Origin of the sequence: Sphingomonas sp. 4RDLI-65 (assembly GCF_049472435.1) — a bacterium.
Lineage (GTDB): Bacteria > Pseudomonadota > Alphaproteobacteria > Sphingomonadales > Sphingomonadaceae > Sphingomonas.
In genome coordinates, this window is sequence record NZ_JBCEBT010000005.1 from 179065 (window position 1) to 203269 (window position 24205).

Consider the following 24205-nt stretch of genomic DNA (forward strand, 5'->3'; position numbering starts at 1 on the left):
TATACCTCCCCGGCGAAGGCCGGGGCCCAGTTGGGGGACGTAGCTAACGAAGGACGGTGCGTCGTCACGGAGACCTTTCCATCTGGACCCCGGCCTCCGCCGGGGAGGTGCACTTGGCGTGAGCGCTTCCGCTCCATCCCTTGACGCCTCCCGTTAACCACGCCTTAGGCATCTTCCTCCATAAATCCCGCATCTTGCGGGGAATGCCTGGATGCCGAACACACCTGTCGACGTTGCGATCATCGGAGCCGGCCCCGCCGGGCTCACCGCCGCCTATCTGCTCGGTAAGGCCGGCTATTCCGTCACCGTGATCGAGAAGGATCCGGTATATGTCGGCGGGATCAGCCGGACCGTCGAGCATGACGGCTTCCGATTCGATATCGGCGGACACCGGTTCTTCTCTAAGTCGCAGCCGGTGGTCGATCTCTGGAACGAGATCCTGCCCGACGACTTCATCGAACGCCCGAGGATGAGCCGGATCTATTACGAGGGCAAATTCTACAGCTATCCGCTGCGCGCGTTCGAGGCGCTCGGCAACCTGGGCATCTGGCGCTCGACTTTGTGCATGGCGAGCTATGCCAAGGCCAAGCTGCGGCCGAACCCCAACGTGCGCAGCTTCGAGGATTGGGTGGTCAACCAGTTCGGCCACAAGCTGTATTCGATCTTCTTCAAGACCTATACCGAGAAAGTCTGGGGCATGCCGTGCGACACGATGTCGGCGGACTGGGCCGCCCAGCGGATCAAGGGACTGAGCCTTGGCGGGGCGGTGCTCGATGGGCTGAAGCGCTCGCTCGGGCTCAACAAGCGGCCCAATGACGGGATGCAGACCAAGACCTTGCTGGAGAGCTTCCGCTATCCGCGGCTCGGGCCGGGGATGATGTGGGATGCGGCGCGCGACAAGGTGCTCGGCCACGGCAACACGATCCTGATGGGGCATGCGCTGAAGCAGCTTGCCGAGGATTCGACGGGTCGCTGGCGCGTCACCGCGACCGATCGGGATGGCGCGACCGTCACGATCGATGCAGGCCACGTGATCAGCAGCGCGCCGATGCGCGAGCTGGCGGGTCGGCTGCACCCGCTGCCGACGACGTTGCCGCAGGCGAGTGCGCTGCGGTATCGCGATTTCCTGACGGTCGCGCTGATGATCAAGTCGCCCGACCTGTTTCCCGACAACTGGATCTATATTCACGATTCGAAGGTGAAGGTGGGGCGCGTCCAGAATTTCCGCAGCTGGTCGCCCGAGATGGTGCCCGATCCGGACATCGCGTGCGTCGGGCTCGAATATTTTTGCTTCGAGGGCGATGGCCTGTGGGCGTCGAGCGATGCCGACCTGATCGCGCTGGCGACGAAGGAAATGGCGATCCTCGGGCTGTGCGATCCGGCGCACGTCACCGGCGGCGCGGTGGTGCGGCAGGAGAAGGCGTACCCGGTGTACGACGAGAATTACCGCGACAACGTCGATGCGTTGCGCGCGGAGATCGAGGCGCGGCATCCGAGCTTGCACTGCGTCGGGCGCAACGGGATGCACCGCTACAACAACCAGGATCACGCGATGATGACCGCGATGCTGACGGTGCGGAATATCCAGGCGGGGGCGCGCGTGCACGACATCTGGAGCGTCAACGAGGACGCGGAATATCACGAGGCGGGGAACGAGGGCGAGCAGACGGGGATCGCCGCGGCGCTGTCGAGTGTGCGTGAGGTACCGGAGCGGCTGAAGGCGGCGTGATGGGGGCGGCTGAGATCGACACGCCGCGACCCTGGCCGACCATCATTGGTGGGTGGGCGCTAGCGGCGATCGTGCTGTGCCTGGCGCTTTCCGGCCGAATAACCGCATTGCGTTTCCCCGATCCCGACGATGCGATGCGCCTGCTAGAGGTGCGGGACTGGATGGCAGGGCAGAGTTGGTGGGATGTCGGTCAGCACCGGTTAAACGGCGGCGCGTTCGCGATGCACTGGTCCCGGCTCGTCGACCTACCGCTGGCGGGCATCATGTTTATAGTGGATCCTTTCGTATCGACCGGCGCGGCCAACCGGATCGCGATGACGATCGTGCCGCTCGTCACCCTCCTGGCGGTGATGGCTCTCGCGGCCGAATTGACGCTGCGGACGAGCGGCGTGGAGCAGGCGAAGCTGGCCGTGCTGTTGGCGCCGCTATCCATTCCGATCCTCTATCAGATGCATCCGCTCCGAATCGATCATCACGGCTGGCAAATCGTTTGCGCCATGGCGGCGGTGACGTTGCTGGTCGGACGGGCGACTGCGCGGGCGGGCATGCTCGCGGGTCTTACCTTGGCGATTCTGATCACCATTTCGCTTGAAGGAATGCCTGTAGCGTTGGCGATCATCGCAACGGCGGCGCTTGCATGGGCGTGGGATCCGACCCGAGCTCGGTTCCTCGTCGGGCTGTCCGTCACATTCTTTGTGGCATCGTTGGCGTTTCAAATCGCTACTCGCGGCCCCGCCATGTTTGCAGCCGTGTGCGATGCCGTGTCGCCCGGTTGGCTCGCCGTATTGGGTAGCGCAGCGGCGGCGCTGTCGATCGCAACGCTGGTCGGATCACGAGGAATGGCCGTCCGGCTTATCGCACTCGTGCTGGGCGCCGTCGCATGCGGCAGCGTATTGATGCTTACCGCGCCGGAATGCCTACGCGGTCCTTTCGCCACGCTTGATCCGTTGGTTTACCGCGTTTGGTATCAGAATGTCGATGAGGGGCTGCCGGTCTGGCACCAGGGTTGGTCCATCGTCGCGATCACCTTCGGGTTTCCGCTGATCGGGCTGGTCGGCGGGATCTTGGCGTGCCGGCGCGCACACGGAGCAGCGCGGTTCCGGTGGATTTTGCTCCTTGGCGTTCTCCTTTCTGCATGCGTGCTGGCGGCAATGGTTATCCGCTCGGGCGCAACGGCCAACGCGCTGGCACTGCCCGGCGGCGCTTCGTTACTGCTGGTCATGCTCGAACGGGTGCGGCGGATCGTTGCGGTCGTACCGCGGACGCTTGCCACCGCTGCCGCTCTCGTCACCGCGTCACCAGGCCTAGCAGCCGGCGCAGTGTTCATGACGCTGCCTTCAGCGACGCAGCACCCGATGCTATCCGGACCAAGCCATCCGCCCTGCCACGGCGCAGCGGATGTTCGCGCACTTGCTCAATTACCGTCCGCACGGCTGTTCGCCCCCCTCGATGTCACGCCGGAAATTTTGAATACGACCCGGCATCAGGCGATCGCGAGCGGCTACCATCGCAATACTGCCGCTATTCATCGGGTGATCGCCGCGTTCACCGAGAGGCCAGATCAGGCCCGCCGATTGATCGACGAGACTCATGCTGGGTATCTGGTCGCCTGTCCCGGCATGTCCGAAACTGATATCTACCGCGAGATCGCGCCCAACGGCCTGTGGGCAAGGCTCGAACGCGGCGAGCGGTTCGCGTGGCTGACCCCCGTGCCGATCGCCGGATCGCCGGTTCTTGCATGGCGCGTGAACAACTTGTCGCGCGCACCCTTGTCTGGAGCGCCCGTCCGCCCCTAGGGTCGGACGATATGATTACTCAGGAGGAAACGCCGCACTGGTGGCAGACGCGCGGTTTCGTCGTCGCGGTGGCGCTGGCGTCGATGATACCGTTGCTGTGGCCGGAGATTCCGCCGCTCGTCGACCTGCCCGGGCATATGGGGCGCTACCGAGTCCAGCTCGCGATCGGTGATAATCCGTGGCTTTCACAATGGTATAACTTCCATTGGCAGATGATCGGCAACCTCGGCATCGACCTGCTGATCGAGCCGCTCGCGCCGATCTTCGGGTTGCAGCTGGCGGTGAAGCTGATTGTGATGACGATCCCGGCGCTCACTGTGACGGGCCTGCTGTGGATCGCGCGCGAAGTGCATGGGCGAATCCCGGCGACCGCGTTGTTCGCGTTGCCGCTCGCCTACAGCTATCCTTTCCAGTTCGGGTTCGTGAACTTCGCGCTGGCGATGGCGCTCGCGCTCAACCTGTTCGCGCTGTGGCTGCGGATGGGACGGCTCGGGCGGACCACGCTGCGTACGGCGATCTTCGTGCCCGTCTCGTGCCTGTTGTGGCTGTGCCATACGTTCGGCTGGGGCGTGCTGGGCGTGCTCGCCTTCTCCGCCGAGCTGATCCGCCAGCACGACATCCGCCGCGACAGCGATCCCAAGAGCTGGGCGCATGGCTGGTTCAGGGCGTTCGTCCAGGCGGGGCTGAATTGTCTGCCGCTCGCGTTGCCGATGGTGATGATGATCGTATGGCGCTCGGGCGATCATGTCGGCGGCAAGACGCAGGACTGGTTCAACTGGCGCTGGAAGATGAACTGGATCACGATGGTCCTGCGCGATCGGTGGATGGCGTTCGACATCGCCTCGGTCACCGTGCTGTTCGTGATCCTGTTCCGCGGCGTACGCGACCAGACGATCGAGTATTCGCGCAACCTGGGGTTGTCCGCGCTGTTCCTGGCGGCGGTCTACGTGCTGTTGCCGCGGATCGTGTTCGGATCGGCCTATGCGGACATGCGCCTCGCCCCGTTCGTGCTGGCGATCGCGGTGATCGCGCTGCGGCCTCGGCATGGGCTGTCGTTGCGTGGCGCGGCAGTGCTGGCGGTACTCGGGTTCGCGTTCTTCGCGGTGCGGCTCGGCGGGACGACGGTCAGCTATTTGATGTACGACCGCAGCTATGACCAGGCGATCGCGGCGATCGATACCGTGCCCGAGCGCTCCCGCGTCGTGTCGTTCGTCGGGCGCAAGTGCCGTGACGAGTGGGCCTATTCGCGGCTCGAGCACGTGCCTGCGCTGCTGCTGGAGCGGCGACTTGCGTTCACCAACGACCAATGGTCGATGGCGGGCGCGCAGTTGCTGACGACGCATTATCCGGCGGCGAAGGGCTTTGCGCACGATCCGTCGGAGATCGTCAGCGACATCAAGTGCCGGGGCCAGTTCTGGCGGCCTATCTCGATGGCGCTGGAGAAATTCCCGCGCGACGCGTTCGACTATATGTGGCTGATCCACCCGCAGAAGTTCGATCCGGCGCTGGTCCGCGACCTGACCCTGATCCGGCGCGACGGCACCAGCCTTTTGTACCGCGTCAACAAGCCTGCTGCTCGCCCCGCCGGAACGGAGTGAGCTCGCCGAGATACTCCTGCTGTTCGGCGACGGCCTCGCGCTCGCGGACGAGATAGTCGGCGATCGCGCGGCGGAAGCTCGGGTCGGGGATGTAGTGCGCGGAATAGGTCGCCACCGGCGCATAGCCGCGAGCGAGCTTGTGTTCGCCCTGCGCGCCGGCCTCGACGGTCTGCAGCCCCCGCGCGATGGCGGCGTCGATCGCTTGATAATAGCAGAGTTCGAAATGCAGGAATGGCACCTCCTCGGTCGCGCCCCAGTAGCGGCCGTAGAGCGTGTGCTCGCCGATCAGGTTGAGCGCGCCGGCGATGGGAACGCCATCACGCTCGGCGAGGATCAGCAGCACTTGATCGCCCATCGTTTGGCCGATCTGGTTGAAGAAGGCGCGCGTGAGGTACGGTTGGCCCCATTTGCGCGCGCCGGTGTCCTGGTAGAAGACCCAGAACGCGTCCCAGTGTGCGGGCGTGATCTCGGTGCCCGTGAGGTGGCGGATCGTCAGGCCTTCGACCGCGGCGGCACGTTCCTTGCGGATCGCTTTCCGCTTGCGGCTGGCGAGCACGGCTAGGAAGTCGTCGAAGCTGGCATAGCCGTCGTTCTTCCAGTGGAACTGCGTGCCCTGGCGGATCAGCCAGCCAGCCGCCTCGAACAGCGCCACTTCGTCGGGGTCGATGAAGGTCGCGTGTGCGGAGGACAACCCGCTCTGGTCGGTCACCGCCTCGAGCGCGGCGATCAGCGCGGGGGCCTGCTCGCGGTCGCGGAGGAGGAGGCGCGGGCCCGGCACCGGGCTGAACGGCGCGGCGATCTGGAGCTTCGGATAATATTGCCCGCCGGCCCGCTCCCAGGCGTCGGCCCAGCCCTGGTCGAAGACGTATTCGCCCTGGCTATGGCTCTTGGCATAGGCGGGCGCGATGGCCGCGGGCTTGCCGTCTGGGCCATCGACCACGATCGGTAGCGCTTGCCAGCCGGAGCGGCCACCGACGCTCCGCGACGTTTCGAGTGCGGAGAGGAAGGCGTGGCCGACGAACGGGTTGGCGGTGCCGGAGCACGCTTCCCAGTCCTCGGCCGCGATCGAGGTGACGCCTTGGGCGATGCGAGCAGTGACCGAATTCATCACTGCCTTAGGTAGAGACGCGAGGGCACGCCTCCAAGTGAGGTCAGGCGGAAACCTGTACGATCGCATCGATCTCGACCGCGGCGCCGAGCGGGAGGACGGGGACGCCGACTGCCGAGCGTGCGTGCTTGCCAGCATCGCCGAACAGAGCGACCATCAGGTCCGACGCGCCGTTCGCGACCTTGGGCTGGTCGGTGAAGTCGCCGGTCGAATTGACGAACACGCCGAGCTTCACGATCCGCTCGACGCGGCCAAGCGTGCCGAGCGCCGCCTTCATCTGCGCGACCAGCATGAGCCCGCAGAGCTTGGCTGCCTCCTGCGCACCTTCCAGAGACACGTCGTCACCGACGCGACCCTTGACGAGCTGGCCGTCCTCGAACGGCAACTGGCCCGAGATGTGGAGCATGCCGTTCGCCAGCACGGTCGGGACATAGGCGGCGACGGGCGCGGCAGCCTGGGGAAGGGTGAGGCCCAGCTCTTCGAGCTTGCGGTCGATACGATCGGTCATGGCGGAGGTATCACCACAGCGGTGGGGGATGGGTCAAGTGGGCGAGCATGCCCAACCCCTATCCTCCCCAGCAAGGGGAGGTGGCGGCGCGCAGCGCTGACAGAGGGGTGACCCGCTCTCGATAGCGCGATACCCCTCCGTCGCTTCGCGCCACCTCCCCTTGCAGGGGAGGATCGAGAGGTCAGCCGCCAGCCGGCACACCCGCTTCGAACCGCGCGGCGATCCAGTCGGCCGCCTCGCGCCAATCGTCGATCCGCGCGTGTGCTTCCGGCGCTTTAGGCACGTTCACCGCCAGCGTCGGTTCGGAGACCATGTGCAACCGGTGCACCCCCGGCGCGTGCTTCGCGACCGACTCGTGATGCACCGCCAGATCGTCGACGAACACCGTCACCGGCGACCCGTATTCCTCGACCAGTCGCGACACCGGCGTACCCTTGCCGCCCTGATTGCATTCGACCCGGTGGGCGATGCCGAACTTTGCGAGTTGCTCGATCCGCGGCTGGCGGCATTCGTCCTGGAGGTTGGTGAGGATGACGATGTCGGCCACCTGCGCCAGCCGCTCCAGCGCCTCGACCGCGTGCGGGACCAGCGTCTGGCGGTGCATCTCGCCGGGGAAGAACTCGCCGAGCATCGCCCACATGTCCTCGCGCGACGGCGGCGGGCTACCGTCGCGCCGGGTCATCGCGGTCGCGAAATCGCCGTGCTGGATCGCGAAGTCGATGTCGTGGCGCTCGTCGAGCCAGACGCCGAAATGCTTGACCATGTGCAGCAGCACTTCGTCGCAATCGCTGATCAGCAACGGCCTCATGCTTCAAGCTCCATACGGGCGCGGACCAGCGCCTCGGGCTTCACGCCGAGCGATTCGGCGCACGCGATCAGGTCCGGCTCGTGGTTTTCGAGGAAGCCGAGTGCTGCGGACAACACCGTCGGGTCGCTTGCTCGTGCGCGGAGATCGTGCGGCTCCAGCCCGGTCACCGACAGCAGCCGCATTGCGCGGTCGGGCTCGACCAGCGTCCATACCAGCGCGCGCAGGGCGAGCGCTTCGGCGTCTTCGTTTGAATCGCGGTCGCGCATTGCCTATCGTGCCCTCTTTCCGGATAAGGTGCGGCGGTGACAAAGAAGGTGCTCGTTGTCGAGGACAACGAACTGAACCTCAAACTATTCTGCGACCTGTTGCGCGCGCATCAGTTCGCCGTCGAACCCGTGCGCGACGGCCGCGAAGCCGTTGCGCGGGCGCGCGATTTCGTGCCCGACCTGATCATCATGGACATCCACATGCCGCACGTGACCGGCTATGAGATCATCCTCGAGCTGAAGGCGGACGAGGAGCTGCGTGCGATCCCGGTGATGGCGGTGACGGCGTATGCCGGGCGCGAGGACGAGGAGCGGATCCGGGCTGCGGGCGCGGATTCGTATGTGTCGAAGCCGATTAGTTTGGCGCGGTTCATGGATGCGGTCGGGGCGTTGATCTGAGGCAGAAGGGGGACTCAGCGCTTCCCGTCGCTTCCGAAGCTGACTCACAACCCACGGCCTTCCCCCACTTCCGTTCGTGCTGAGTAGAGACCGAGTAGCTTCGCAGAAGCGTATCGAGGGCTCGTATCGAAGCATGGGTTCCGCGCGCTAACCTGTCCTTCGATACGCCCTCTCGATACGCCGCCTACGGCGACTACTCGATGGCTACTCAGGACGAACGGAGGGGAGAGGACGAACGGAAGGGAACCACAAACGCCAAAAGCCGCGGAGTTACCCGCGGCTTTCACGATCTTCGCAATCAGTCGACGGCTCGCACCGCCAACCCGATTACTTGATCTTGGCTTCCTTGAACTCGACATGCTTGCGCACGACGGGATCGTACTTCGAGAAGGAGAGCTTCTCCGTCTTGGTACGGGGGTTCTTCTTGGTGACGTAGAAGAAGCCGGTGTCAGCGGTGCTGAGCAGCTTGATCTTTACGGTGGTCGGCTTGGCCATGAGCCCAATTCCTATGGCTTGAAAATGCGAAAGCGGCGAACTGACGCCGCCGCTCCATCAGGGGCGGCGCATGGCGGACGTAAGGAACGAAGTCAAGCTTTACGGCCCCCGCATGTACCGCAACGCCGCGTTTAACCCGCTATTCACCACCGCAAGCGCATCATATCATCAGATAAAAAGGAGCGGGATGATGGGGCAGGCGCTACGACTCACCGAGATGGTACCCGTGGACACAGGACGAATCGACGCCATGATCGCGGTGAAGGCCGACCTTGCCGCGCGAATCGCGGCTATCGACGTCCGGGCGCCCTATTCCCGCCCCTGCGACATCGCCACCGAGATCGACGCCATCCGCGTGATCGCGCACAGCAACGGCCTCAATCCCGCCGTCACCGTCGCACACTTCGTGGACTCGGCGCTGTCGCGCGGTGAGAACGGCGCGCTGGTGCATGGCTGGCTGGCGATCCTGCGCGATGCGGTCGGCTGCGAGCGGCAGGACGTCCAGGCGTGTCACGCGTTCGCCGCCGCCTGTTCGGTGCGTCTTGCGGGATAATCCATGGACGCCTTGATGGCGGCTCTGGTCGTGGCCGCGCTCGCGCAGGTCGGCGATCGGACTGCGTGGCTCGCCGCGATCCTGTCGGACCGTTATGCGAAGCCTGGACTGGTGATCGCGATGGCGGCTATTGCGTTGCTCGCGGCGAGCGGACTGGCGGCGACCTTCGGCGCAGTGATCGGACCGAAGCTCGCCCCCAATGCACAGCAACTGATGCTCGCGCTCGCGTTGCTGCTGCAGGGCGGCGGGTCGTTCTTTCCGGCCAAGGCGCCCGAGCGGCTGACCGGCTGGAAGATCGGCGCGCTCGCCACCGCCGCGCTCGGCCTCTTCATCCTCGCGTTCGGCGATGGCGTGCAGTTCATCGTCCTGACGCTGGCCGCCCGCACGCCCGTTCCTGCGCTGGCGGCGATCGGCGCGACGATCGGTTCGCTGGTTGTCATCACCCCCGCCGCGCTGATGGGGGAGGCCGCCTGGCGCAAGCTTCCGCTCAAGCCCCTGCGAATCGCGATCGGCATCCTGTTCCTGGTCTTCGGCGTCGTCCTCGCACTTGGCGCATTGCGGCTCGTCTGATCGCGGGGAGCAATTCGGCGTTCGGATCGTTAACGCAACGACTTTCAAGAACCGGAGCTTCCCATGGCCGATATCAACCCCGCCCTCGACACGCCAACCGACCTGCCGAGCAACAGCACCAAGTCGGTCGCCGACGCGCTGAACGCCGCGCTGGCCGATTGCTACGCGCTGTATCTCAAGACCAAGAACTTCCACTGGCACATGTCGGGGCCGCATTTCCGCGATTACCACCTGCTGCTCGACGACCAGTCCGCGCAGATCCTCGGCATCACCGACGCGATCGCCGAGCGCGTTCGCAAGACCGGCAACACGACGCTGCGCTCGATCGGCGACGTTTCGCGGCACCAGACGATCGCGGACAACGATGCGGCGTTCGTCGGCCCGACCGAGATGCTCGCCGAACTTCGCGAGGACAATCTGAAGCTCGTCGAGCAGTTCCGCATCGTCAAGGACGCCGCCGACGCCGCGAAGGACAATGCGACCGGCGGCATCGTCGACGAATGGACCGACCATGCCGAAGAGCGCGCATGGTTTCTGTTCGAGGCCAGCCGCAAGGCCTGATCGTTACAGCAGGGGAACAATCCGGTCGCCGTACCGGTTGAGTGACCCTATCGAAAACAGGAGGCCGCAATGCTGAAGCTCGCAATCACCTTTCTCGTTATCGGCGCCGTTCTCGCGCTGCTGGGCTTCGGCGGCATCGGTGGCGCGTTCATCGGCATCGCCAAGATCCTGTTCTTCATCGCGATCGCGCTGTTCGTGATCTTCCTCGTGCTCGGGCTGCTCGCGGGCAAGGGGATCAAGAACGCGGTCGACTGACGCGGCTGGATCTGGATCGCACGAAAACGACCGTCGTCGGGACCATCCGGCGGCGGTCGTTTCGCGTCTGCATCCCTTCGGGTGGCAGGCGCGTTGAACGACGATGCACGCTTTCGCCGCCCTGCTCGACTCGCTCACCTACACCCGGTCGCGCAATGCGAAGCTGAAGCTGATCGCCGATTACCTGCGCGCGACGCCTGATCCGGACCGCGGCTGGGCGATGGCGGCGCTGACCGGCGATCTCGATCTCAAGGGCGTGAAATCGGCGGTGATCCGCGGGCTGATCGAGGAACGCGTCGATCCGGTGCTGTTCCGGATGAGCCGCGATTATGTCGGCGATACCGCGGAGACGGTCGCGTTGCTCTGGCCCGAGCCGACGGTTCCGGTCGATCCGACGCCGCTGTCGATCACCGACGTTGTCGAGCGGCTCGCGGCGTTGTCGCGTGCGGATGCCCCGGCCGCGCTGGCCGACATGCTCGATCGATCCGATGCCGAAGAGCGGTTCGCGCTGCTCAAGATGGCGACCGGTGCGCTGCGGATCGGCGTGTCGGCGCGGCTGGCGAAGACCGCGCTGGCCGATGCGTTCGGGCTCGATGTCGATGCGGTCGAGGAGGTCTGGCACGGGCTCGATGCACCGTATCCGAGCCTGTTCGCCTGGGCCGAGGGTACCGGCGAGCAGCCGACGCCGGCCGACGTGCCCGTGTTCCGGCCGTTCATGCTCGCACACGGGCTGGAGGATCTGCGCGTCGATCTGACCGACTATGCCGCCGAGTGGAAATGGGACGGCATTCGGGTGCAGATCGTCCATGTCGCGGGCGAGACTCGACTCTACAGCCGGACCGGTGACGACGTGACGGGCAGCTTCCCCGAGATCGCCGCCGCATTTCGCACGCCGGGGACGGTCGATGGCGAACTGCTGGTGAAGGGCGAGCATCAGGGCGGCACGCTGGAAGACGGCGGCGGCGCGGCGAGCTTCAACGCGCTCCAGCAGCGGCTTGGCCGCAAGACCGTGTCGGCGAAGATGCTGGCCGAGTATCCCGCGTTCGTCCGGCTTTACGACCTGCTGATCGACGGCGAAGATGATCTGCGGACGCTGCCATGGACTGAACGCCGCGCGAGGCTGGAGGCGTTCGTGCCGCAACTCGATGCCGAGCGGTTCGATCTCAGCATGGTCATCGACGCTGACGACTTCACCGCGCTGGAGGCGATCCGCGCCACCGCACGCGACTCGGCGATCGAAGGCGTGATGCTCAAGCGTCGCGATTCGCCCTATGTCGGCGGACGACGCGCGGGGCTTTGGTATAAATGGAAGCGCGATCCGCTGACCGCCGACTGCGTGATGATGTATGCGCAACGCGGCTCGGGGCGGCGCTCGTCCTACTATTCGGATTACACCTTCGGTTGCTGGACCGAGGACGGCGAACTACTGCCTGTCGGGAAAGCGTATTCCGGGATCACCGACGAGGAGCTCAAGATGCTCGACAGCTTCGTTCGCAATCACACGCAGAACCGGTTTGGCCCGGTGCGCGAGGTGGAAAAGACGCTGGTGCTCGAGATCGCGTTCGATTCGCTCCACGAGTCGAAGCGGCACAAGTCGGGCGTCGCGATGCGCTTTCCGCGGATCGCCCGCATCAGGACGGACAAGCCGGCGGCAGAAGCGGACCGGATCGAGACGCTCAAGCGGATGATTACGTAATCCGCCCGTCATGATAGCCGTGACCGACCCCCGGTATCGGGACGGTCTTCGTACGCGCAGGACAATCCGGTGACCGCATTCAAACGATCGACCCGCACCGGAGCTGCACGGCGTTGGCGCCGCGGTGGCTGGGTGACCGGTATTCTCTCCGCGGTCATTGTCCTGTTCGTCTATCTGGCGGGGTATTTCGATCGCGACCCCGTCCATGTGTATCCCGCCATCGGCGTTCATGCTTCGGAAGCACCGGCGATCGCGGTGGTGAACTTTTCGGGCGACATGGGGCTGCGCTTCCTGCTCGGCGCGTCGACGTCGCGCGGGCTGACCGAGCACGGCATTCCCGTCGTCGGGATCACCACGCCTGCGCTGTTCGGTCGGCATCGCACCCGCGGCGAACTCGACGCGATCGTTGCCGACGGGGTCCGGATTGCACTGGCGAGGACGGGCGCGCGGCGGGTCGTGGTGATGGGCCAGTCGTACGGCGCGGACATCGTCCAGACGGGATTGGCGGACCTGCCGGCGGACTTGCGGCCGCGCATTGCCGCGATCGTGCTGATCCTGCCCGGCGAGACCGTCTTCTACCGTGCCGACCCGTCGGGGCTGCTATATGATCACGCGACGCCCGACGGTATCGGCGCGACCACCGCGAACACGCTGACCTGGGCGCCGGTCACTTGCATCTCCGGGGTGGAGGAAACCGACAGTCTGTGTCCGCGTATGACGCTCGCCAACGTGCGCAAGATCGGCATGCCGGGCGGGCACAACATCCGTCACGATGCCGATGGCCTGCTGACGCACGTCCTGGCCGCGATCCGACGTGTGGCACCGGGGGGCGGAGCGTTCGGCAGGACCACGAGCCGCTGACGAACACAGACTTGGCCGACGCAAATATTTGATCGGTCGGCCAAGTCTTGAAGCATCATGCTGCACCTGCAAAGTCGGCGGCATGACAGACCGCGCCGAATCCACCGTCAACATCCGCCTTGCATTGCTTGCGCTCGCCGTCGGCGGGTTCGCGATCGGCACCACCGAATTCGCCGCAATGAGCCTGTTGCCGCAGTTTGCGCGGGGGCTTGGCATCGACGAGCCGACTGCGGGGCATGTCATCAGCGCCTACGCGCTCGGCGTGGTCGTCGGGGCGCCAACGATCGCGGTGCTCGCGGCGAAGATCGAGCGGCGGGTGCTGCTGATCGGGTTGATGACGTTTCTCGGGATCGCCAACGGGCTGTCCGCACTCGCGCCGACCTATCACCTGATGCTGGTGGCCCGGTTCCTGAGCGGTCTGCCGCATGGCGCGTATTTCGGGGTAGGGTCGCTGGTCGCGGCGTCGATGGTGCCGCGCGAGAAGCGGTCGCGGGCGGTCTCGCGGATGATGCTCGGGCTGACGATCGCGACGATCGCAGGCGTGCCGCTGGCGAATGGGATCGGCCAGTGGTTCGGCTGGCGCTGGGGGTTCGGGATCGTCGCGATCATCGCGGCGGCGACGGTGGCGATGTTGTTGAAGTTCGCGCCAGTCCTGCGGCCTGCCAAGGATGCCAGTCCACTGGGGGAGCTGGCTGCGCTGCGTAACGGGCAGGTTTGGTTGACGCTGGCGATCGGTGCGGTCGGGTTTGGCGGGATCTTCTGCGTCTATACCTATCTGGCTTCGACGCTGACCGAGGTAACGGGCGTATCGTCCGCGTTCACGCCGGTCGCGTTCGCGCTGTTCGGCGTTGGCATGACGATCGGCACTTTGGTGTGCGCGAAGGCGGCGGACGTTGCGCTGATGCCGGCGGCGGGGATTACGCTGTTGTTCGGGGCAGGGGCGCTTGCGCTCTACGCACCCGCGACGCCGCATCTGTGGGCGATGCTGCCGGTGGTCGTGCTGATCGGGTGCGGGGGAGGGTTGTCGACGATCCTTCAGACTCGGCTGATGGATGTGGCGGAGGAGGCGCAGACCTTGGCGGCGGCGCTCAACCATTCCGCGTTCAATACGGCGAACGCGATCGGGCCGTGGCTTGGCGGGCTGGCGATTGCGGGCGGTTATGGGTTGCCGTCGACCGGCTGGGTCGGGACGGCACTGGCGCTTGGCGGGTTTGCGATCTGGGCGCTGTCTTGGGCGATTGATCGCCGACGGGTCTGATTGCCTAATCGTCATCCCAGCGAACGCTGGGATCTCCCCGTTCCGGGTCGCAGCGTCCGCCAACGGTGATACCCCAGCTTTCGCTGGGCCGACGGTTGCGTAAGGGCGTGGAGATATTCCAATCGCAACCACCCCGGCGAAGGCCGGGGCCCAACTGGCAAGGTCATGGTAACGGGCTGCTGCGCTCATTTAACACCGTCCCCCAATTGGGCCCCGGCCTACGCCGGGGTGGTGTCGGTAAGGGGGAGTGGCCCCCCAAACCTCACCGCGCGATGTCGCGCTTGGCCAGCTGCTTGTTGAGCCCCAGTGCGATCAGCGTGAACACCGCGCCCGAGAACAGGTAGGCGCCGCTTGCCGCGAGCCCCAGCTTGCTCGTGAGCAGCAGCGCCGCCAGCGGCGCAAACCCTGCACCGAACAGCCACGCCAGATCGGTCGTCAGCGCCGAGCCCGTATAGCGGTGCTGCGGCGACAGGCTCGAGGCGATCGCGCCCGAGGACTGGCCGAACGACAGGCCGAACAGCAGGAAGCCGATCCCCATGAACAGGCGCTCGCCGATCTCGCCGCCATCGAGCAGCGACGGCGCGGCGATCGCGAACAGGGCGATCAACACCGCGATCGTGCCGAGCATCGTGCGACGTCCGAACCGGTCCGCGAGCAGCCCCGACACCAACATCGCGCCGATCCCGATGATCGCGCCGATCACCTCGACGACGAGGAAGCGGCCCGGCGCTTCACGCGTGAACAGCACGACCCACGACAGCGGAAACACCGTGACCATGTGGAACAGCGCGAAGCTTGCCAGCGGCACGAACGAACCGAGCCAGATCGCCTTCCACTGCGACTGCACGGTCTCGACGACCGGTGCCGGCTCGAGCTCGCGCTTGGCGTACATCTCTTCGAACTCTGGCGTCACCACCAGGCGAAGGCGCGCGAACAGCGCGACGACGTTGATCGCGAACGCCACGAAGAACGGATAGCGCCAGCCCCAGGCGAAGAAATCCTCGTTCGGCAGCGCCGCCACGAAGAACGCGAACAGGCCGCTCGCGACCAGCAGGCCGATCGGCGCCCCGAGCTGCGGCAGCATCGCGTACCAGCCGCGATGCTTTTCCGGCGAATTGAGCGAGAGGAGCGACGCCAGGCCATCCCAGGCACCGCCGAGCGCAATGCCCTGACCGATGCGCAGCAGCGCGAGGATCGCGACCGACCAGTTGCCGACCGAATCATAGCCGGGGATGAACCCCATCGCGACCGTCGAGGTGCCGAGCAGGAACAGTGAGATCGTCAGCTTGACGCTGCGGCCGTAAGCGCGATCGACCGCGATGAAGATGATCGAGCCGATTGGGCGGGCGATGAACGCCAGCGCGAACACCGCGAACGAATAGAGCGTGCCCTGCAACCGGTCGACGTACGGGAACACCAAGGTCGGGAACACGAGCACCGAGGCGATCGCGTACACGAAGAAGTCGAAGAATTCCGAGGTGCGACCGATCACCACGCCGATCGCGATCACGCCCGGCGTGACGTGCTCGCCGTCGCTGTGGATACTGCGAGCATCGGCTTCGAAGCTCGTCTCGGGGATCGTGTTAGCACTCATTCTTCAACTCGCTCTTCGGGGCGCGGACCCATCATACGCTGTTCCGGCGGATGCGGGCAGGGGCAATCTATGCTACCCTTGGACATGATAAAGCCATGCCGATGTTGCAGTGCAGCGCCCATTGGACAAATTGTCCACTGTAGCGCAGCGCAACTGAGGCGTAGGGGGACCGAATGACCGTCGTGACACAGCTTTCCCGCACCAAAATCTCGGCCCGAAAATGGTTGGTTGCCATGCCCTTGGCATTGCTCACCAGCGGTTGCGACTGGGTAGTGATGTCCCCCTCGGGTGATATCGCAGTGCAGCAGCGCGACTTGGTGCTGATCTCGACCGGGCTGATGCTGCTGATCATCGTTCCGGTGATCTGCCTGACCCTGTTCTTCGCGTTCCGCTATCGCCAGTCGAACAAGGCCGCCAAGTACGAACCCAACTGGGATCACTCGGTCGGCCTCGAGCTGTTGATCTGGGGCATTCCGCTGTTGATCATCATCGCGCTCGGCGCGCTGACCTGGACCAGCACGCATCTGCTCGATCCGTATCGTCCGCTCGGCCGGATCAAGCCCGACACGCCGACGCTCGCGAACAACGTGCCGGTCGGCAATCTGGTCGACAAGCAGCAGGTTGGTAATGGCGCCAATGCTGCCGGCAAGCCGCTCGAGGTGCAGGTGGTGGCGCTCGATTGGAAGTGGCTGTTCATCTATCCGGAATACGGCATCGCCACGGTCAACGAACTGGCCGCACCGGTCGATCGCCCGATCCGCTTCCAGATGACCTCGTCGTCGGTGATGAACGCGTTCTACATCCCTGCGCTCGCCGGCATGATCTACACGATGCCCGGCATGCAGACGACGCTGAACGCGGTCATCAACAAGCCCGGCAATTACGAGGGCTTCTCGTCCAACTATAGCGGTGCGGGTTTCTCGGGGATGCGCTTCCGCTTCCACGGCGTCAGCGATGCTGGCTTCGATGCCTGGATCAACCAGGTGAAGCAGCGCGGGGGCGGCCTGAACCGCGCCAGCTATCTCCAGTTGGAGAAGCCGAGCGAGAAGGTCCCGGTCCGCTATTACAACACGGTCGAGCCGAAGATCTTCACGGCGATCGTCGAGCAGTGCGTACAGCCCGGCAAGGTCTGCATGTCGCAGATGATGCACGGCGGCAAAAGCGGGGGGGACTCGCATGCCGGCATGGCGATGCCGGGCGTCAATGGCGGCAAGGGCCCGCAAGAGGCGTCCGAGCGCGTCAAGGGTGCGTTGCTGAAGGACGCCGACGAAAAGGGCAACGGTAATCATTGGACCGCGCCGGCCGACATAAAACGGGACGGCGCCAACAGCGCGCCGGGCTCAGAAGCCAACCGCAACCACACGATGCTGACCCCCTCCATCATGCCGGGCACGCGCCCCGTCGCCAACGGCTAGAGACACATCATGAACGACACTCTGTTGAAGACAATCTTCGGCCGCCTGACCCTGGAATCGCTGCCGCTGCACGAACCGATCGTCGTCGCCACCTTCGCTATGGTGGCGATCGGCGGGCTCGGGCTCGTCGCCGCGCTGACCTATTTCAAGGTCTGGGGCTATCTGTGGAACCAGTGGTTCACCAGCGTCGATCACAAGAAGATCGGCATCATGTACATCATCCTGGCGATCGTCATGCTGCTGCGCGGGTTCTCCGACGCGATCATGATGCGCGCGCAGCAGGCGATGGCGTTCAACGGGTCCGAAGGGTACCTGACCGCGCACCACTATGACCAGGTCTTCACCGCGCACGGCGTGATCATGATCTTCTTCGTGGCGATGCCGCTGGTCACGGGCCTGATGAACTATGTCGTCCCGCTCCAGATCGGTGCGCGCGACGTGTCGTTCCCGTTCCTCAACAATTTCAGCTTCTGGATGACCGCGGCGGGTGCCGTGATCGTCATGATGTCGCTGTTCATCGGTGAGTTCGCGCGGACCGGCTGGCTCGCGATGCCGCCCCTCTCGGGACTGGCGTACTCGCCCGACGTCGGTGTCGATTACTATATCTGGGCCTTGCAGATCGCGGGCATCGGGACGCTGTTGTCCGGCGTCAATCTGGTCGCGACCATCGTCAAGATGCGCGCGCCCGGCATGACCATGATGAAGATGCCGATCTTCACCTGGACGTCGCTCTGCACCAACATCCTGATCGTCGCCGCCTTCCCGGTACTGACCGCGGTTCTCGCGATGCTGTCGCTCGACCGCTACATCGGCACCGCGTTCTTCACGAACGACTCGGGCGGCAACCCGATGATGTACGTCAACCTGATCTGGATCTGGGGTCACCCCGAGGTCTACATCCTGGTCCTGCCGGCGTTCGGCATCTTCTCGGAGGTCACCTCGACCTTCTCGGGCAAGCGCCTCTTCGGCTACAGCTCAATGGTCTATGCGACGCTCGTCATCACGATCCTCGCCTATCTCGTCTGGCTGCATCACTTCTTCACGATGGGGTCCGGCGCGAGCGTGAACTCGTTCTTCGGGATCACCACGATGATCATCTCGATCCCGACAGGGGCCAAGATCTTCAACTGGCTGTTCACGATGTACAAGGGCCGGATCCGGTTCGAACTGCCGATGATGTGGACGATCGCCTTCATGGTGACCTTCACGATCGGTGGCATGACCGGCGTGCTGCTCGCGGTGCCGCCCGCCGACTTCGTGCTGCACAACTCGCTGTTCCTGGTCGCGCATTTCCATAACGTGATCATCGGCGGCACGCTGTTCGGCATGTTCGCCGGCATCAACTATTGGTTCCCGAAGGCGTTCGGCTTCAAGCTGGACAAGAAGTGGGGCACGGTATCGTTCTGGTGCTGGGTGGTCGGCTTCTACTTCGCGTTCATGCCGCTCTACGTGCTCGGCCTGATGGGCGTGACCCGCCGGATGCGCTATTTCGACGATCCGAACCTGCAGATCTGGTTCGTGATCGCCGCCTTTGGTGCAGCGCTGATCGCAGCCGGTATCGGCGCCTTCCTGATGCAGATCTTCGTCAGCATCCGGAACCGTGAGAAGCTCGCCGATCACAGTGGCGATCCGTGGGGTGGCCGTACGCTGGAGTGGGCGACCTCGTCGCCGCCGCCGGAGTACAACTTCGCGTTCACGCCGATCGTCCACGACCTGGACGCCTGGTACGACATGAAGGAGCGCAAGGCGGTTCGTCCGGTCTCCGGCTTCAAGTCGATCCACATGCCGAGCGGCACCGGTACGGGCGTCGTGCTCGCCGGCCTCAGCGTGGCGTTCGGCTTCGCGATGATCTGGTACATCTGGTGGCTCGCAGGGCTCACGCTGGTCGGCATCTTCGCGACGACGATCTTCCACACCTTCAACTACAAGCGCGACTTCCACATCCCGGTCGAGGACGTGATCGCCAGCGAGGACGCGCGCACCCGCCAGCTCGCGACCCAGGGAGCCTGACGCGATGTCCGCAATACCCATGAAGGACGGCCTGAACGAGACCGAGAAGGTCTCGTTCTACGACCTGGACGAGCATGAGCATCCCGACGGCGGCAGCACGATGCTGGGCTTCTGGATGTACCTGATGAGCGATTGCCTCATCTTCGCGGTGCTGTTTGCGGCCTATGCCGTGCTCGGCAACAGCTATGCCGGCGGCCCCAGCCCGAAGGAGATCTTCGAGCTGCCGCTGGTGGCGGTGAACACCGCGATGCTGCTGTTCTCGTCGATCACCTACGGCTTCGCGATGCTGTCGATGGAGGAAGGTCGCCAGCGCGTCATGCAGATGTGGCTGGTCTTCACCGGCCTGTTCGGCCTCGCCTTCCTGTCGATCGAAATGTACGAGTTCGCCACCCTCATCCATGAGGGTGCGGGTCCGACCCGCAGCGCGTTCCTGTCGTCGTTCTTCACGCTCGTCGGCACGCACGGCCTTCACGTCACGATGGGCCTGATCTGGCTCGTCACGCTGATGGTCCAGGTCCAGAAGCACGGGCTTATCGCTGCGAACAAGCGTCGCCTGATGTGCCTCAGCATGTTCTGGCATTTCCTCGACGTCATCTGGATCGGCGTCTTCACCTTCGTCTATCTGATGGGCACCCTACGATGAGCGACCCCCACGCCAACACGCATGACGCGCATGCGGATCACGACCACGCTGCGCACGGTACGCGTGGCAGCTACCTGAAGGGGTTCTTCCTCTCGGTCATCCTGACCGCGATCCCGTTCTGGGCGGTGATGACCGGCGCGTTCAAGGACCCGTCGACCGCAGCCCTCGTCGTGATGGTGTTCGCGGTCGCGCAGATCGTCGTCCACATGATCTACTTTCTGCATATGAGCGGCAAGTCGGAGGGCGGCTGGACGATGATGGCGCTGATCTTCACGATCATCCTCGTCGTCATCACGCTCAGCGGATCGATCTGGGTGATGTATCACATGAACACGAACATGATGCCGATGCAGGCCGCGGCGGATATGTGATGAGCACGCGACCGGGCCCTGCCGTCTATGTCGCAGGCCTGGTCGCGCTCCTGCTGTTCGCCGGGTTCATGGCGCTCGGCATCTGGCAGGTCGAGCGCCGCGCCTGGAAGCTCAACCTGATCGAACAGGTCGCGGCGCGTGCACACGCCCCGCCGGTTGCCCCGCCGGGCCCCGCGTCCTGGGGCGCGATCACTGCCACCAGCGACGCCTATCGTCGCATCCGCCTCGACGGCACCCTCGACAACACTCGCGAAACGCTTGTCCGCGCGGCAACCGCGCTCGGTAGCGGCTATTGGGTAGTCACGCCCTTGCGGACTGCCCAAGGCTTCACCGTCCTCGTCAACCGCGGCTATGTCTCACCCGAGCAACGCACGGCGCATACCAAGCCGACCGGCCCGGTCACGATCACCGGCTATCTCCGCATCACCGAGCCCGGCGGAGGCTTCCTGCGCCACAACGACCCCGCCACCGGCAAATGGTATTCGCGCGACGTCGCCGCGATCGCCAGCGCGCGCGGTCTCTCGAACGTCGCGCCCTATTTCGTCGACGCGGACAAGTCCGGCACCGCCGCCCCGGTCGGTGGTCAGACGATAATCGCCTTCCCGAACAACCACCTCGTCTACATGCTGACCTGGTTCGCGCTCGCTGCGATGACGATCGTCGCGTTCGTCGTGTTCGTCCGCCAGGACGCGCGCAAGCGGCGAGGGGCCCCAGACGCATGAAAATGGGGGACGCATGACAACGGCAGGCGCACGCCAGGGCTGGCAACGCTGGCTCGCGCTCGCCACCGCGCGCACCGACGCGACCGGCAACGCCAACATGCGCCAGCTCGTGACGCTGCGCTGGATCGCGGTCGCCGGCCAGCTCGTCACCATCTTGTTCGCACGGTTCGCGCTCGGCTTCGACCTCCCGCTCGTCCCGATGATGGCCGCGCTCGCCGCCGCGGTCGGGCTCAACCTCGCCAGCATGCCGCTCTACGGCTGGCGCAAAGGCGCGAACATCCAGCTGCTGCTCGCGCTGCTGTTCGACGTAGGCCTGCTCACCACGCAGCTCTATCTCGCGGGCGGCGCCACCAACCCGTTCATCTCGCTCTATCTGCTCCACGTCGTGCTCGGCGCGGTGCTACTCGATCGCTGGTCGAGCTGGGCGATCGTCGTCGTCACCGCAGCCTGCTTCGGCCTGCTCACGCTCTACTACCACCCGCTGATCCTGCCCCCGAACTACAGCGGCGAGTATTTCCTGCTCTACACGATCGGCTCGCTGCTCTGCTTCATGCTGATCGCGACGCTGTTGATGCTCTTCATGACACGCATCACCGGCAATTTGCGCGCCCGAGACACGCGCCTAGCCGACCTGCGCCAGCAGGCGGCGGAGGAGGACCACATCGTCCGCATGGGGCTCCTGGCATCGGGCGCCGCGCACGAACTCGGCACGCCATTGGCATCGATCGCCGTGATCCTCGCCGACTGGCGCCGCATGCCGACGCTCGCACAGGACGCCGACCTCCAAGCCGAGATCGTCGAGATGCAATCCGAGGTCCAGCGCTGCAAGGCGATCGTCACCGGCATCCTCCTGTCCGCCGGTGAAGCGCGCGGCGAGGCGCCCGAGATCATGCCGCTCCACCAGTTCCTCGACGCGATCGTCGACGAATGGCGCGCGGTCCATGCGGGTGTAGAGTTCGACTACACCACCCGAGTCGGCGACGATCCGCAGGTTGTCTCCGACCCCGCGCTCAAACAGGTGATCGCCAACGTGCTCGACAACGCCGCCGAAGCCTCGCCGCACTGGGTCGCGTTCCGCGGCGAACGCAGCGACGGCGACCTCGCCCTGATCGTCCGCGACCGCGGCCCAGGCTTCAGCAAGGAGCGCCTCGCCAGCTTCGGCAAACCCTATCAGTCGAGCAAGCGCGAACCCGGCCACGGCCTCGGCCTGTTCCTAGCCGTCAACGTCATGCGCAAGCTCGGTGGCGGCGTATCGGTCGTGAACTGCGAGGGCGGCGGCGCCGAAGTCACAATCCGCATGCCCCTCTCCGCGATCGCCCTGTCATGACAAGCACCGTGACGGACGCCATGACCGAACCAAAGCTCCTTGCCATCGTCGAGGACGACGAGACCTTCGCCCGCACGCTCCGCCGCTCGTTCGAACGCCGCGGTTACGAAGTGATGCAGGCGGCCAGCCACGAGGAACTCGTCGAGCAGCTCGCCGAACGCACGCCCCGTTATGCCGTCGTCGACCTCAAGCTGGGCGGCGCGTCGGGCCTCGTCTGCGTCCAGACGCTCCACGCGCACGACCCCGAAATCCTGGTCGTCGTCCTCACCGGCTTCGCGAGCATCGCCACCGCGGTCGAGGCGATCAAGCTCGGCGCGTCGCACTATCTCGTAAAACCCTCGAACACCGACGACATCGAAGCCGCGTTCGATCGCACCGAGGGCAGCGTCGACACCGAACTCTCCGAGCGCCCGACCTCGATCAAGACGCTCGAATGGGAGCGCATCCACACCACGCTCGCCGAAACCGACTTCAACATCTCCGAGACCGCCCGCCGTCTCGGCATGCACCGCCGCACGCTCGCGCGAAAGCTCGAGAAACGCCCGGTAAAATAGCGGCAACGCATAGGGGAGGGCCGGCGTTGTCCTCCAATGCGTTCGCAAAAACTCTGGCAACCTCGCCGCCTGCTAGCGACCCCGTCCGCGCTGACCTGGGAGCACGGTGCCGAGATCGCCGCGCGCACCACCGCGCTCGGCGTGCCCGTCACGACGCTACCAAGCGACCGCCTCAAGCTCGACTTCCCCGACGACTCCCGCCGCGCCTATGCCGAAGCCAAGGCAACGCTGGCGCTGGTCGTCGCGCCGCCCTCGAAACGCAAGCTTCAGCCGATCGCCCCCAGCGCCGACTGGCGGATCGACCTCGCCGAAGGCCGCCCCGCGCATTGCGGTTATTGCTACCTCGCCGGCTCGCTCAAGGGGCCCCCCATCACGCGCGTCTACGCGAACCTGCCCGAGATCCTCGCCGAACTCCCCGCGCATCTTGGGCAAGGCACGGTTACCTCGCGCTCGACCGCCCGCGCGCACGAAGGCACAACGTTCGAGGCCTCCTGCTACACCGACCCGCTCGGCATCGAGCACGTCACCGGATCGCTCTCCGCGCTGATCGGGCATTTCGGCGCGTGGGAGGCGGACGTGCAACTCCGCTTCACCACCAAGTTCGACGCGGTCGAGCCATTGTTGACGCTAGACCACCGCGGCCGCACCCGCATGCGCGCCTCGATCAACCCCGCCGCCTATGCGCGCTTCGAAGGCGGCACGAGCCCCGTCGCCGCGCGGCTGGTGGCGCTGCGCAGAATGGCGGACGCCGGCTACAAGATCGGCCTGACGATCGCCCCGATCATCGCCGCCGAAGGGTGGCGGGAGGCGTATGGCGACTTGCTGACGGAGGCGGGCAGGGTGCTCGCCGACGTGCCCGACGTCACGATCGAACTGATCACCCACCGCTACACCCCCGGATCGAAGGCGGTACTCGAAACCTGGTACACCAGCTCGTCACTCGACCTCAGCATGGCCAATCGCACCGAGAAACGCACCAAGTTCGGCTCTATGAAATACGTCTACGACGCCGACACGATGCGCGCGCTCCGCGGTTTCTTCCAGGACGAGATTGCCGCCAAACTCCCCGAGGCTCGGATCCTCTACTGGACCTGACTGCCGCGCCAAC

Annotated in this window: 25 protein-coding genes; 19 read left to right on the plus strand and 6 right to left on the minus strand. The window is 65.2% G+C overall.

The window, feature by feature from the left end:
- Positions 1–211 precede the first annotated feature (211 nt).
- The 3 genes from VH567_RS13205 to VH567_RS13215 are packed head-to-tail and all read left to right on the plus strand — an operon-like array spanning position 212 to position 5123.
- Positions 212–1729: an NAD(P)/FAD-dependent oxidoreductase gene (locus VH567_RS13205; RefSeq protein ID WP_423326718.1), complete on the plus strand. Its 1518-nt coding sequence runs from the start codon at positions 212–214 to the stop codon at positions 1727–1729.
- On the plus strand, positions 1729–3525 hold the full coding sequence (locus VH567_RS13210) for a hypothetical protein (protein WP_423326719.1): 1797 nt from the start codon (positions 1729–1731) through the stop codon (positions 3523–3525). Before VH567_RS13205 ends, VH567_RS13210 begins: the two co-directional genes overlap by 1 nt.
- Before the next feature lie 11 nt (positions 3526–3536).
- The gene (locus tag VH567_RS13215; protein WP_423326720.1) at positions 3537–5123 is read left to right on the plus strand and encodes a hypothetical protein; all 1587 of its coding nucleotides are present in this window, start codon (positions 3537–3539) and stop codon (positions 5121–5123) included.
- Here VH567_RS13215 and VH567_RS13220 read toward each other — a convergent pair.
- From VH567_RS13220 to VH567_RS13235, 4 genes are all read right to left on the minus strand, one after another.
- Positions 5086–6231, minus strand: coding sequence for a GNAT family N-acetyltransferase (locus VH567_RS13220; RefSeq protein WP_423326721.1), 1146 nt, complete (start codon positions 6229–6231; stop codon positions 5086–5088). The two genes, VH567_RS13215 and VH567_RS13220, sit on opposite strands and share 38 nt — an antisense overlap.
- A gap of 43 nt (positions 6232–6274) precedes the next feature.
- Positions 6275–6739: a RidA family protein gene (locus VH567_RS13225; RefSeq protein WP_423326722.1), complete on the minus strand. Its 465-nt coding sequence runs from the start codon at positions 6737–6739 to the stop codon at positions 6275–6277.
- Positions 6740–6920: 181 nt separating this feature from the next.
- Positions 6921–7547, minus strand: a complete 627-nt coding sequence (locus tag VH567_RS13230) for an HAD family hydrolase (protein WP_423326723.1) — start codon at positions 7545–7547, stop codon at positions 6921–6923.
- Positions 7544–7813, minus strand: coding sequence for a DUF3572 domain-containing protein (locus VH567_RS13235; RefSeq protein WP_056490061.1), 270 nt, complete (start codon positions 7811–7813; stop codon positions 7544–7546). The genes VH567_RS13230 and VH567_RS13235 overlap by 4 nt, the downstream gene beginning before the upstream one ends.
- Before the next feature lie 36 nt (positions 7814–7849).
- On the opposite strand from VH567_RS13235, the gene VH567_RS13240 reads away from it, so the two are divergent.
- Positions 7850–8212, plus strand: a complete 363-nt coding sequence (locus VH567_RS13240; protein ID WP_423326724.1) for a response regulator — start codon at positions 7850–7852, stop codon at positions 8210–8212.
- Positions 8213–8539: 327 nt separating this feature from the next.
- Here the strand turns inward: VH567_RS13240 and rpmG are convergent, their stop codons facing one another.
- Positions 8540–8707 carry a 50S ribosomal protein L33 gene (gene rpmG, locus VH567_RS13245; protein WP_055881863.1) on the minus strand — a complete coding sequence of 56 codons (168 nt, stop codon included), beginning with the start codon at positions 8705–8707 and terminating at the stop codon, positions 8540–8542.
- A 112-nt stretch (positions 8708–8819) separates the two neighbouring features.
- Here rpmG and VH567_RS13250 point away from each other — a divergent pair, with 112 nt between their 5' ends.
- The 7 genes from VH567_RS13250 (at position 8820) to VH567_RS13280 (ending at position 14461) form a co-directional block, all read left to right on the plus strand.
- The gene (locus VH567_RS13250) at positions 8820–9260 is read left to right on the plus strand and encodes a hypothetical protein (protein WP_423326725.1); all 441 of its coding nucleotides are present in this window, start codon (positions 8820–8822) and stop codon (positions 9258–9260) included.
- 3 nt (positions 9261–9263) lie between these two features.
- Positions 9264–9830 (plus strand): TMEM165/GDT1 family protein, encoded by a 567-nt coding sequence (locus VH567_RS13255; RefSeq protein WP_423326726.1) that lies wholly within the window; start codon positions 9264–9266, stop codon positions 9828–9830.
- Positions 9831–9893: 63 nt separating this feature from the next.
- Positions 9894–10391, plus strand: coding sequence for a Dps family protein (locus VH567_RS13260; RefSeq protein WP_423326727.1), 498 nt, complete (start codon positions 9894–9896; stop codon positions 10389–10391).
- 69 nt (positions 10392–10460) lie between these two features.
- Positions 10461–10646: a DUF1328 family protein gene (locus VH567_RS13265; RefSeq protein WP_107955576.1), complete on the plus strand. Its 186-nt coding sequence runs from the start codon at positions 10461–10463 to the stop codon at positions 10644–10646.
- 103 nt (positions 10647–10749) lie between these two features.
- The gene (locus VH567_RS13270; protein ID WP_423326728.1) at positions 10750–12342 is read left to right on the plus strand and encodes a cisplatin damage response ATP-dependent DNA ligase; all 1593 of its coding nucleotides are present in this window, start codon (positions 10750–10752) and stop codon (positions 12340–12342) included.
- 69 nt (positions 12343–12411) lie between these two features.
- Complete coding sequence (locus VH567_RS13275; RefSeq protein WP_423326729.1) at positions 12412–13203, plus strand: AcvB/VirJ family lysyl-phosphatidylglycerol hydrolase; 792 nt, start codon at positions 12412–12414, stop codon at positions 13201–13203.
- Between the two features lie 82 nt (positions 13204–13285).
- Positions 13286–14461: an MFS transporter gene (locus VH567_RS13280; RefSeq protein ID WP_423326730.1), complete on the plus strand. Its 1176-nt coding sequence runs from the start codon at positions 13286–13288 to the stop codon at positions 14459–14461.
- Positions 14462–14723: 262 nt separating this feature from the next.
- Here VH567_RS13280 and VH567_RS13285 read toward each other — a convergent pair whose 3' ends face one another.
- The gene (locus VH567_RS13285; protein ID WP_423326731.1) at positions 14724–16055 is read right to left on the minus strand and encodes an MFS transporter; all 1332 of its coding nucleotides are present in this window, start codon (positions 16053–16055) and stop codon (positions 14724–14726) included.
- Positions 16056–16228: 173 nt separating this feature from the next.
- On the opposite strand from VH567_RS13285, the gene VH567_RS13290 reads away from it, so the two are divergent.
- Genes VH567_RS13290 through VH567_RS13325 form a run of 8 tightly spaced genes read left to right on the plus strand, consistent with a single transcriptional unit; the run spans position 16229 to position 24192 of the window.
- A complete protein-coding gene (locus VH567_RS13290; protein WP_423326732.1) occupies positions 16229–17470 on the plus strand; it encodes a COX aromatic rich motif-containing protein in 1242 nt (413 codons plus the stop codon).
- A 9-nt stretch (positions 17471–17479) separates the two neighbouring features.
- Positions 17480–19480 carry a cytochrome o ubiquinol oxidase subunit I gene (gene cyoB / locus VH567_RS13295; RefSeq protein WP_423326733.1) on the plus strand — a complete coding sequence of 667 codons (2001 nt, stop codon included), beginning with the start codon at positions 17480–17482 and terminating at the stop codon, positions 19478–19480.
- Positions 19481–19484: 4 nt separating this feature from the next.
- Entirely contained in the window at positions 19485–20123 is a 639-nt protein-coding gene (gene cyoC / locus VH567_RS13300) for a cytochrome o ubiquinol oxidase subunit III (RefSeq protein ID WP_423326734.1), read from the plus strand.
- Entirely contained in the window at positions 20120–20494 is a 375-nt protein-coding gene (gene cyoD / locus VH567_RS13305) for a cytochrome o ubiquinol oxidase subunit IV (RefSeq protein WP_332756165.1), read from the plus strand. Before cyoC ends, cyoD begins: the two co-directional genes overlap by 4 nt.
- Positions 20494–21216: an SURF1 family protein gene (locus tag VH567_RS13310; RefSeq protein ID WP_423326735.1), complete on the plus strand. Its 723-nt coding sequence runs from the start codon at positions 20494–20496 to the stop codon at positions 21214–21216. Before cyoD ends, VH567_RS13310 begins: the two co-directional genes overlap by 1 nt.
- Before the next feature lie 13 nt (positions 21217–21229).
- Complete coding sequence (locus tag VH567_RS13315; RefSeq protein ID WP_423326736.1) at positions 21230–22543, plus strand: ATP-binding protein; 1314 nt, start codon at positions 21230–21232, stop codon at positions 22541–22543.
- A 20-nt stretch (positions 22544–22563) separates the two neighbouring features.
- Positions 22564–23097, plus strand: a complete 534-nt coding sequence (locus VH567_RS13320) for a response regulator transcription factor (RefSeq protein ID WP_056490014.1) — start codon at positions 22564–22566, stop codon at positions 23095–23097.
- Positions 23098–23133: 36 nt separating this feature from the next.
- Positions 23134–24192, plus strand: coding sequence for a spore photoproduct lyase family protein (locus tag VH567_RS13325; RefSeq protein WP_423326737.1), 1059 nt, complete (start codon positions 23134–23136; stop codon positions 24190–24192).
- Positions 24193–24205: the final 13 nt, after the last annotated feature.

Excerpts from the sequence above, each read along its gene's own strand:
- VH567_RS13205 (WP_423326718.1), top strand. The coding sequence starts at position 212 with ATGCCGAACACACCTGTCGACGTTGCGATCATCGGAGCCGGCCCCGCC.
- VH567_RS13215 (WP_423326720.1), top strand. The coding sequence starts at position 3,537 with ATGATTACTCAGGAGGAAACGCCGCACTGGTGGCAGACGCGCGGTTTC.
- VH567_RS13225 (WP_423326722.1), bottom strand. The coding sequence starts at position 6,739 with ATGACCGATCGTATCGACCGCAAGCTCGAAGAGCTGGGCCTCACCCTT.
- cyoC (WP_423326734.1), top strand. The coding sequence starts at position 19,485 with ATGTCCGCAATACCCATGAAGGACGGCCTGAACGAGACCGAGAAGGTC.
- VH567_RS13310 (WP_423326735.1), top strand. The coding sequence starts at position 20,494 with ATGAGCACGCGACCGGGCCCTGCCGTCTATGTCGCAGGCCTGGTCGCG.
- VH567_RS13280 (WP_423326730.1), top strand. The coding sequence starts at position 13,286 with ATGACAGACCGCGCCGAATCCACCGTCAACATCCGCCTTGCATTGCTT.
- VH567_RS13260 (WP_423326727.1), top strand. The coding sequence starts at position 9,894 with ATGGCCGATATCAACCCCGCCCTCGACACGCCAACCGACCTGCCGAGC.
- VH567_RS13285 (WP_423326731.1), bottom strand. The coding sequence starts at position 16,055 with ATGAGTGCTAACACGATCCCCGAGACGAGCTTCGAAGCCGATGCTCGC.
- cyoD (WP_332756165.1), top strand. The coding sequence starts at position 20,120 with ATGAGCGACCCCCACGCCAACACGCATGACGCGCATGCGGATCACGAC.
- VH567_RS13235 (WP_056490061.1), bottom strand. The coding sequence starts at position 7,813 with ATGCGCGACCGCGATTCAAACGAAGACGCCGAAGCGCTCGCCCTGCGC.
- VH567_RS13290 (WP_423326732.1), top strand. The coding sequence starts at position 16,229 with ATGACCGTCGTGACACAGCTTTCCCGCACCAAAATCTCGGCCCGAAAA.
- VH567_RS13320 (WP_056490014.1), top strand. The coding sequence starts at position 22,564 with ATGACCGAACCAAAGCTCCTTGCCATCGTCGAGGACGACGAGACCTTC.
- VH567_RS13210 (WP_423326719.1), top strand. The coding sequence starts at position 1,729 with ATGGGGGCGGCTGAGATCGACACGCCGCGACCCTGGCCGACCATCATT.
- VH567_RS13325 (WP_423326737.1), top strand. The coding sequence starts at position 23,134 with ATGCGTTCGCAAAAACTCTGGCAACCTCGCCGCCTGCTAGCGACCCCG.
- VH567_RS13255 (WP_423326726.1), top strand. The coding sequence starts at position 9,264 with ATGGACGCCTTGATGGCGGCTCTGGTCGTGGCCGCGCTCGCGCAGGTC.
- rpmG (WP_055881863.1), bottom strand. The coding sequence starts at position 8,707 with ATGGCCAAGCCGACCACCGTAAAGATCAAGCTGCTCAGCACCGCTGAC.
- cyoB (WP_423326733.1), top strand. The coding sequence starts at position 17,480 with ATGAACGACACTCTGTTGAAGACAATCTTCGGCCGCCTGACCCTGGAA.
- VH567_RS13265 (WP_107955576.1), top strand. The coding sequence starts at position 10,461 with ATGCTGAAGCTCGCAATCACCTTTCTCGTTATCGGCGCCGTTCTCGCG.
- VH567_RS13220 (WP_423326721.1), bottom strand. The coding sequence starts at position 6,231 with ATGAATTCGGTCACTGCTCGCATCGCCCAAGGCGTCACCTCGATCGCG.
- VH567_RS13270 (WP_423326728.1), top strand. The coding sequence starts at position 10,750 with ATGCACGCTTTCGCCGCCCTGCTCGACTCGCTCACCTACACCCGGTCG.
- VH567_RS13250 (WP_423326725.1), top strand. The coding sequence starts at position 8,820 with ATGTACCGCAACGCCGCGTTTAACCCGCTATTCACCACCGCAAGCGCA.
- VH567_RS13315 (WP_423326736.1), top strand. The coding sequence starts at position 21,230 with ATGACAACGGCAGGCGCACGCCAGGGCTGGCAACGCTGGCTCGCGCTC.
- VH567_RS13230 (WP_423326723.1), bottom strand. The coding sequence starts at position 7,547 with ATGAGGCCGTTGCTGATCAGCGATTGCGACGAAGTGCTGCTGCACATG.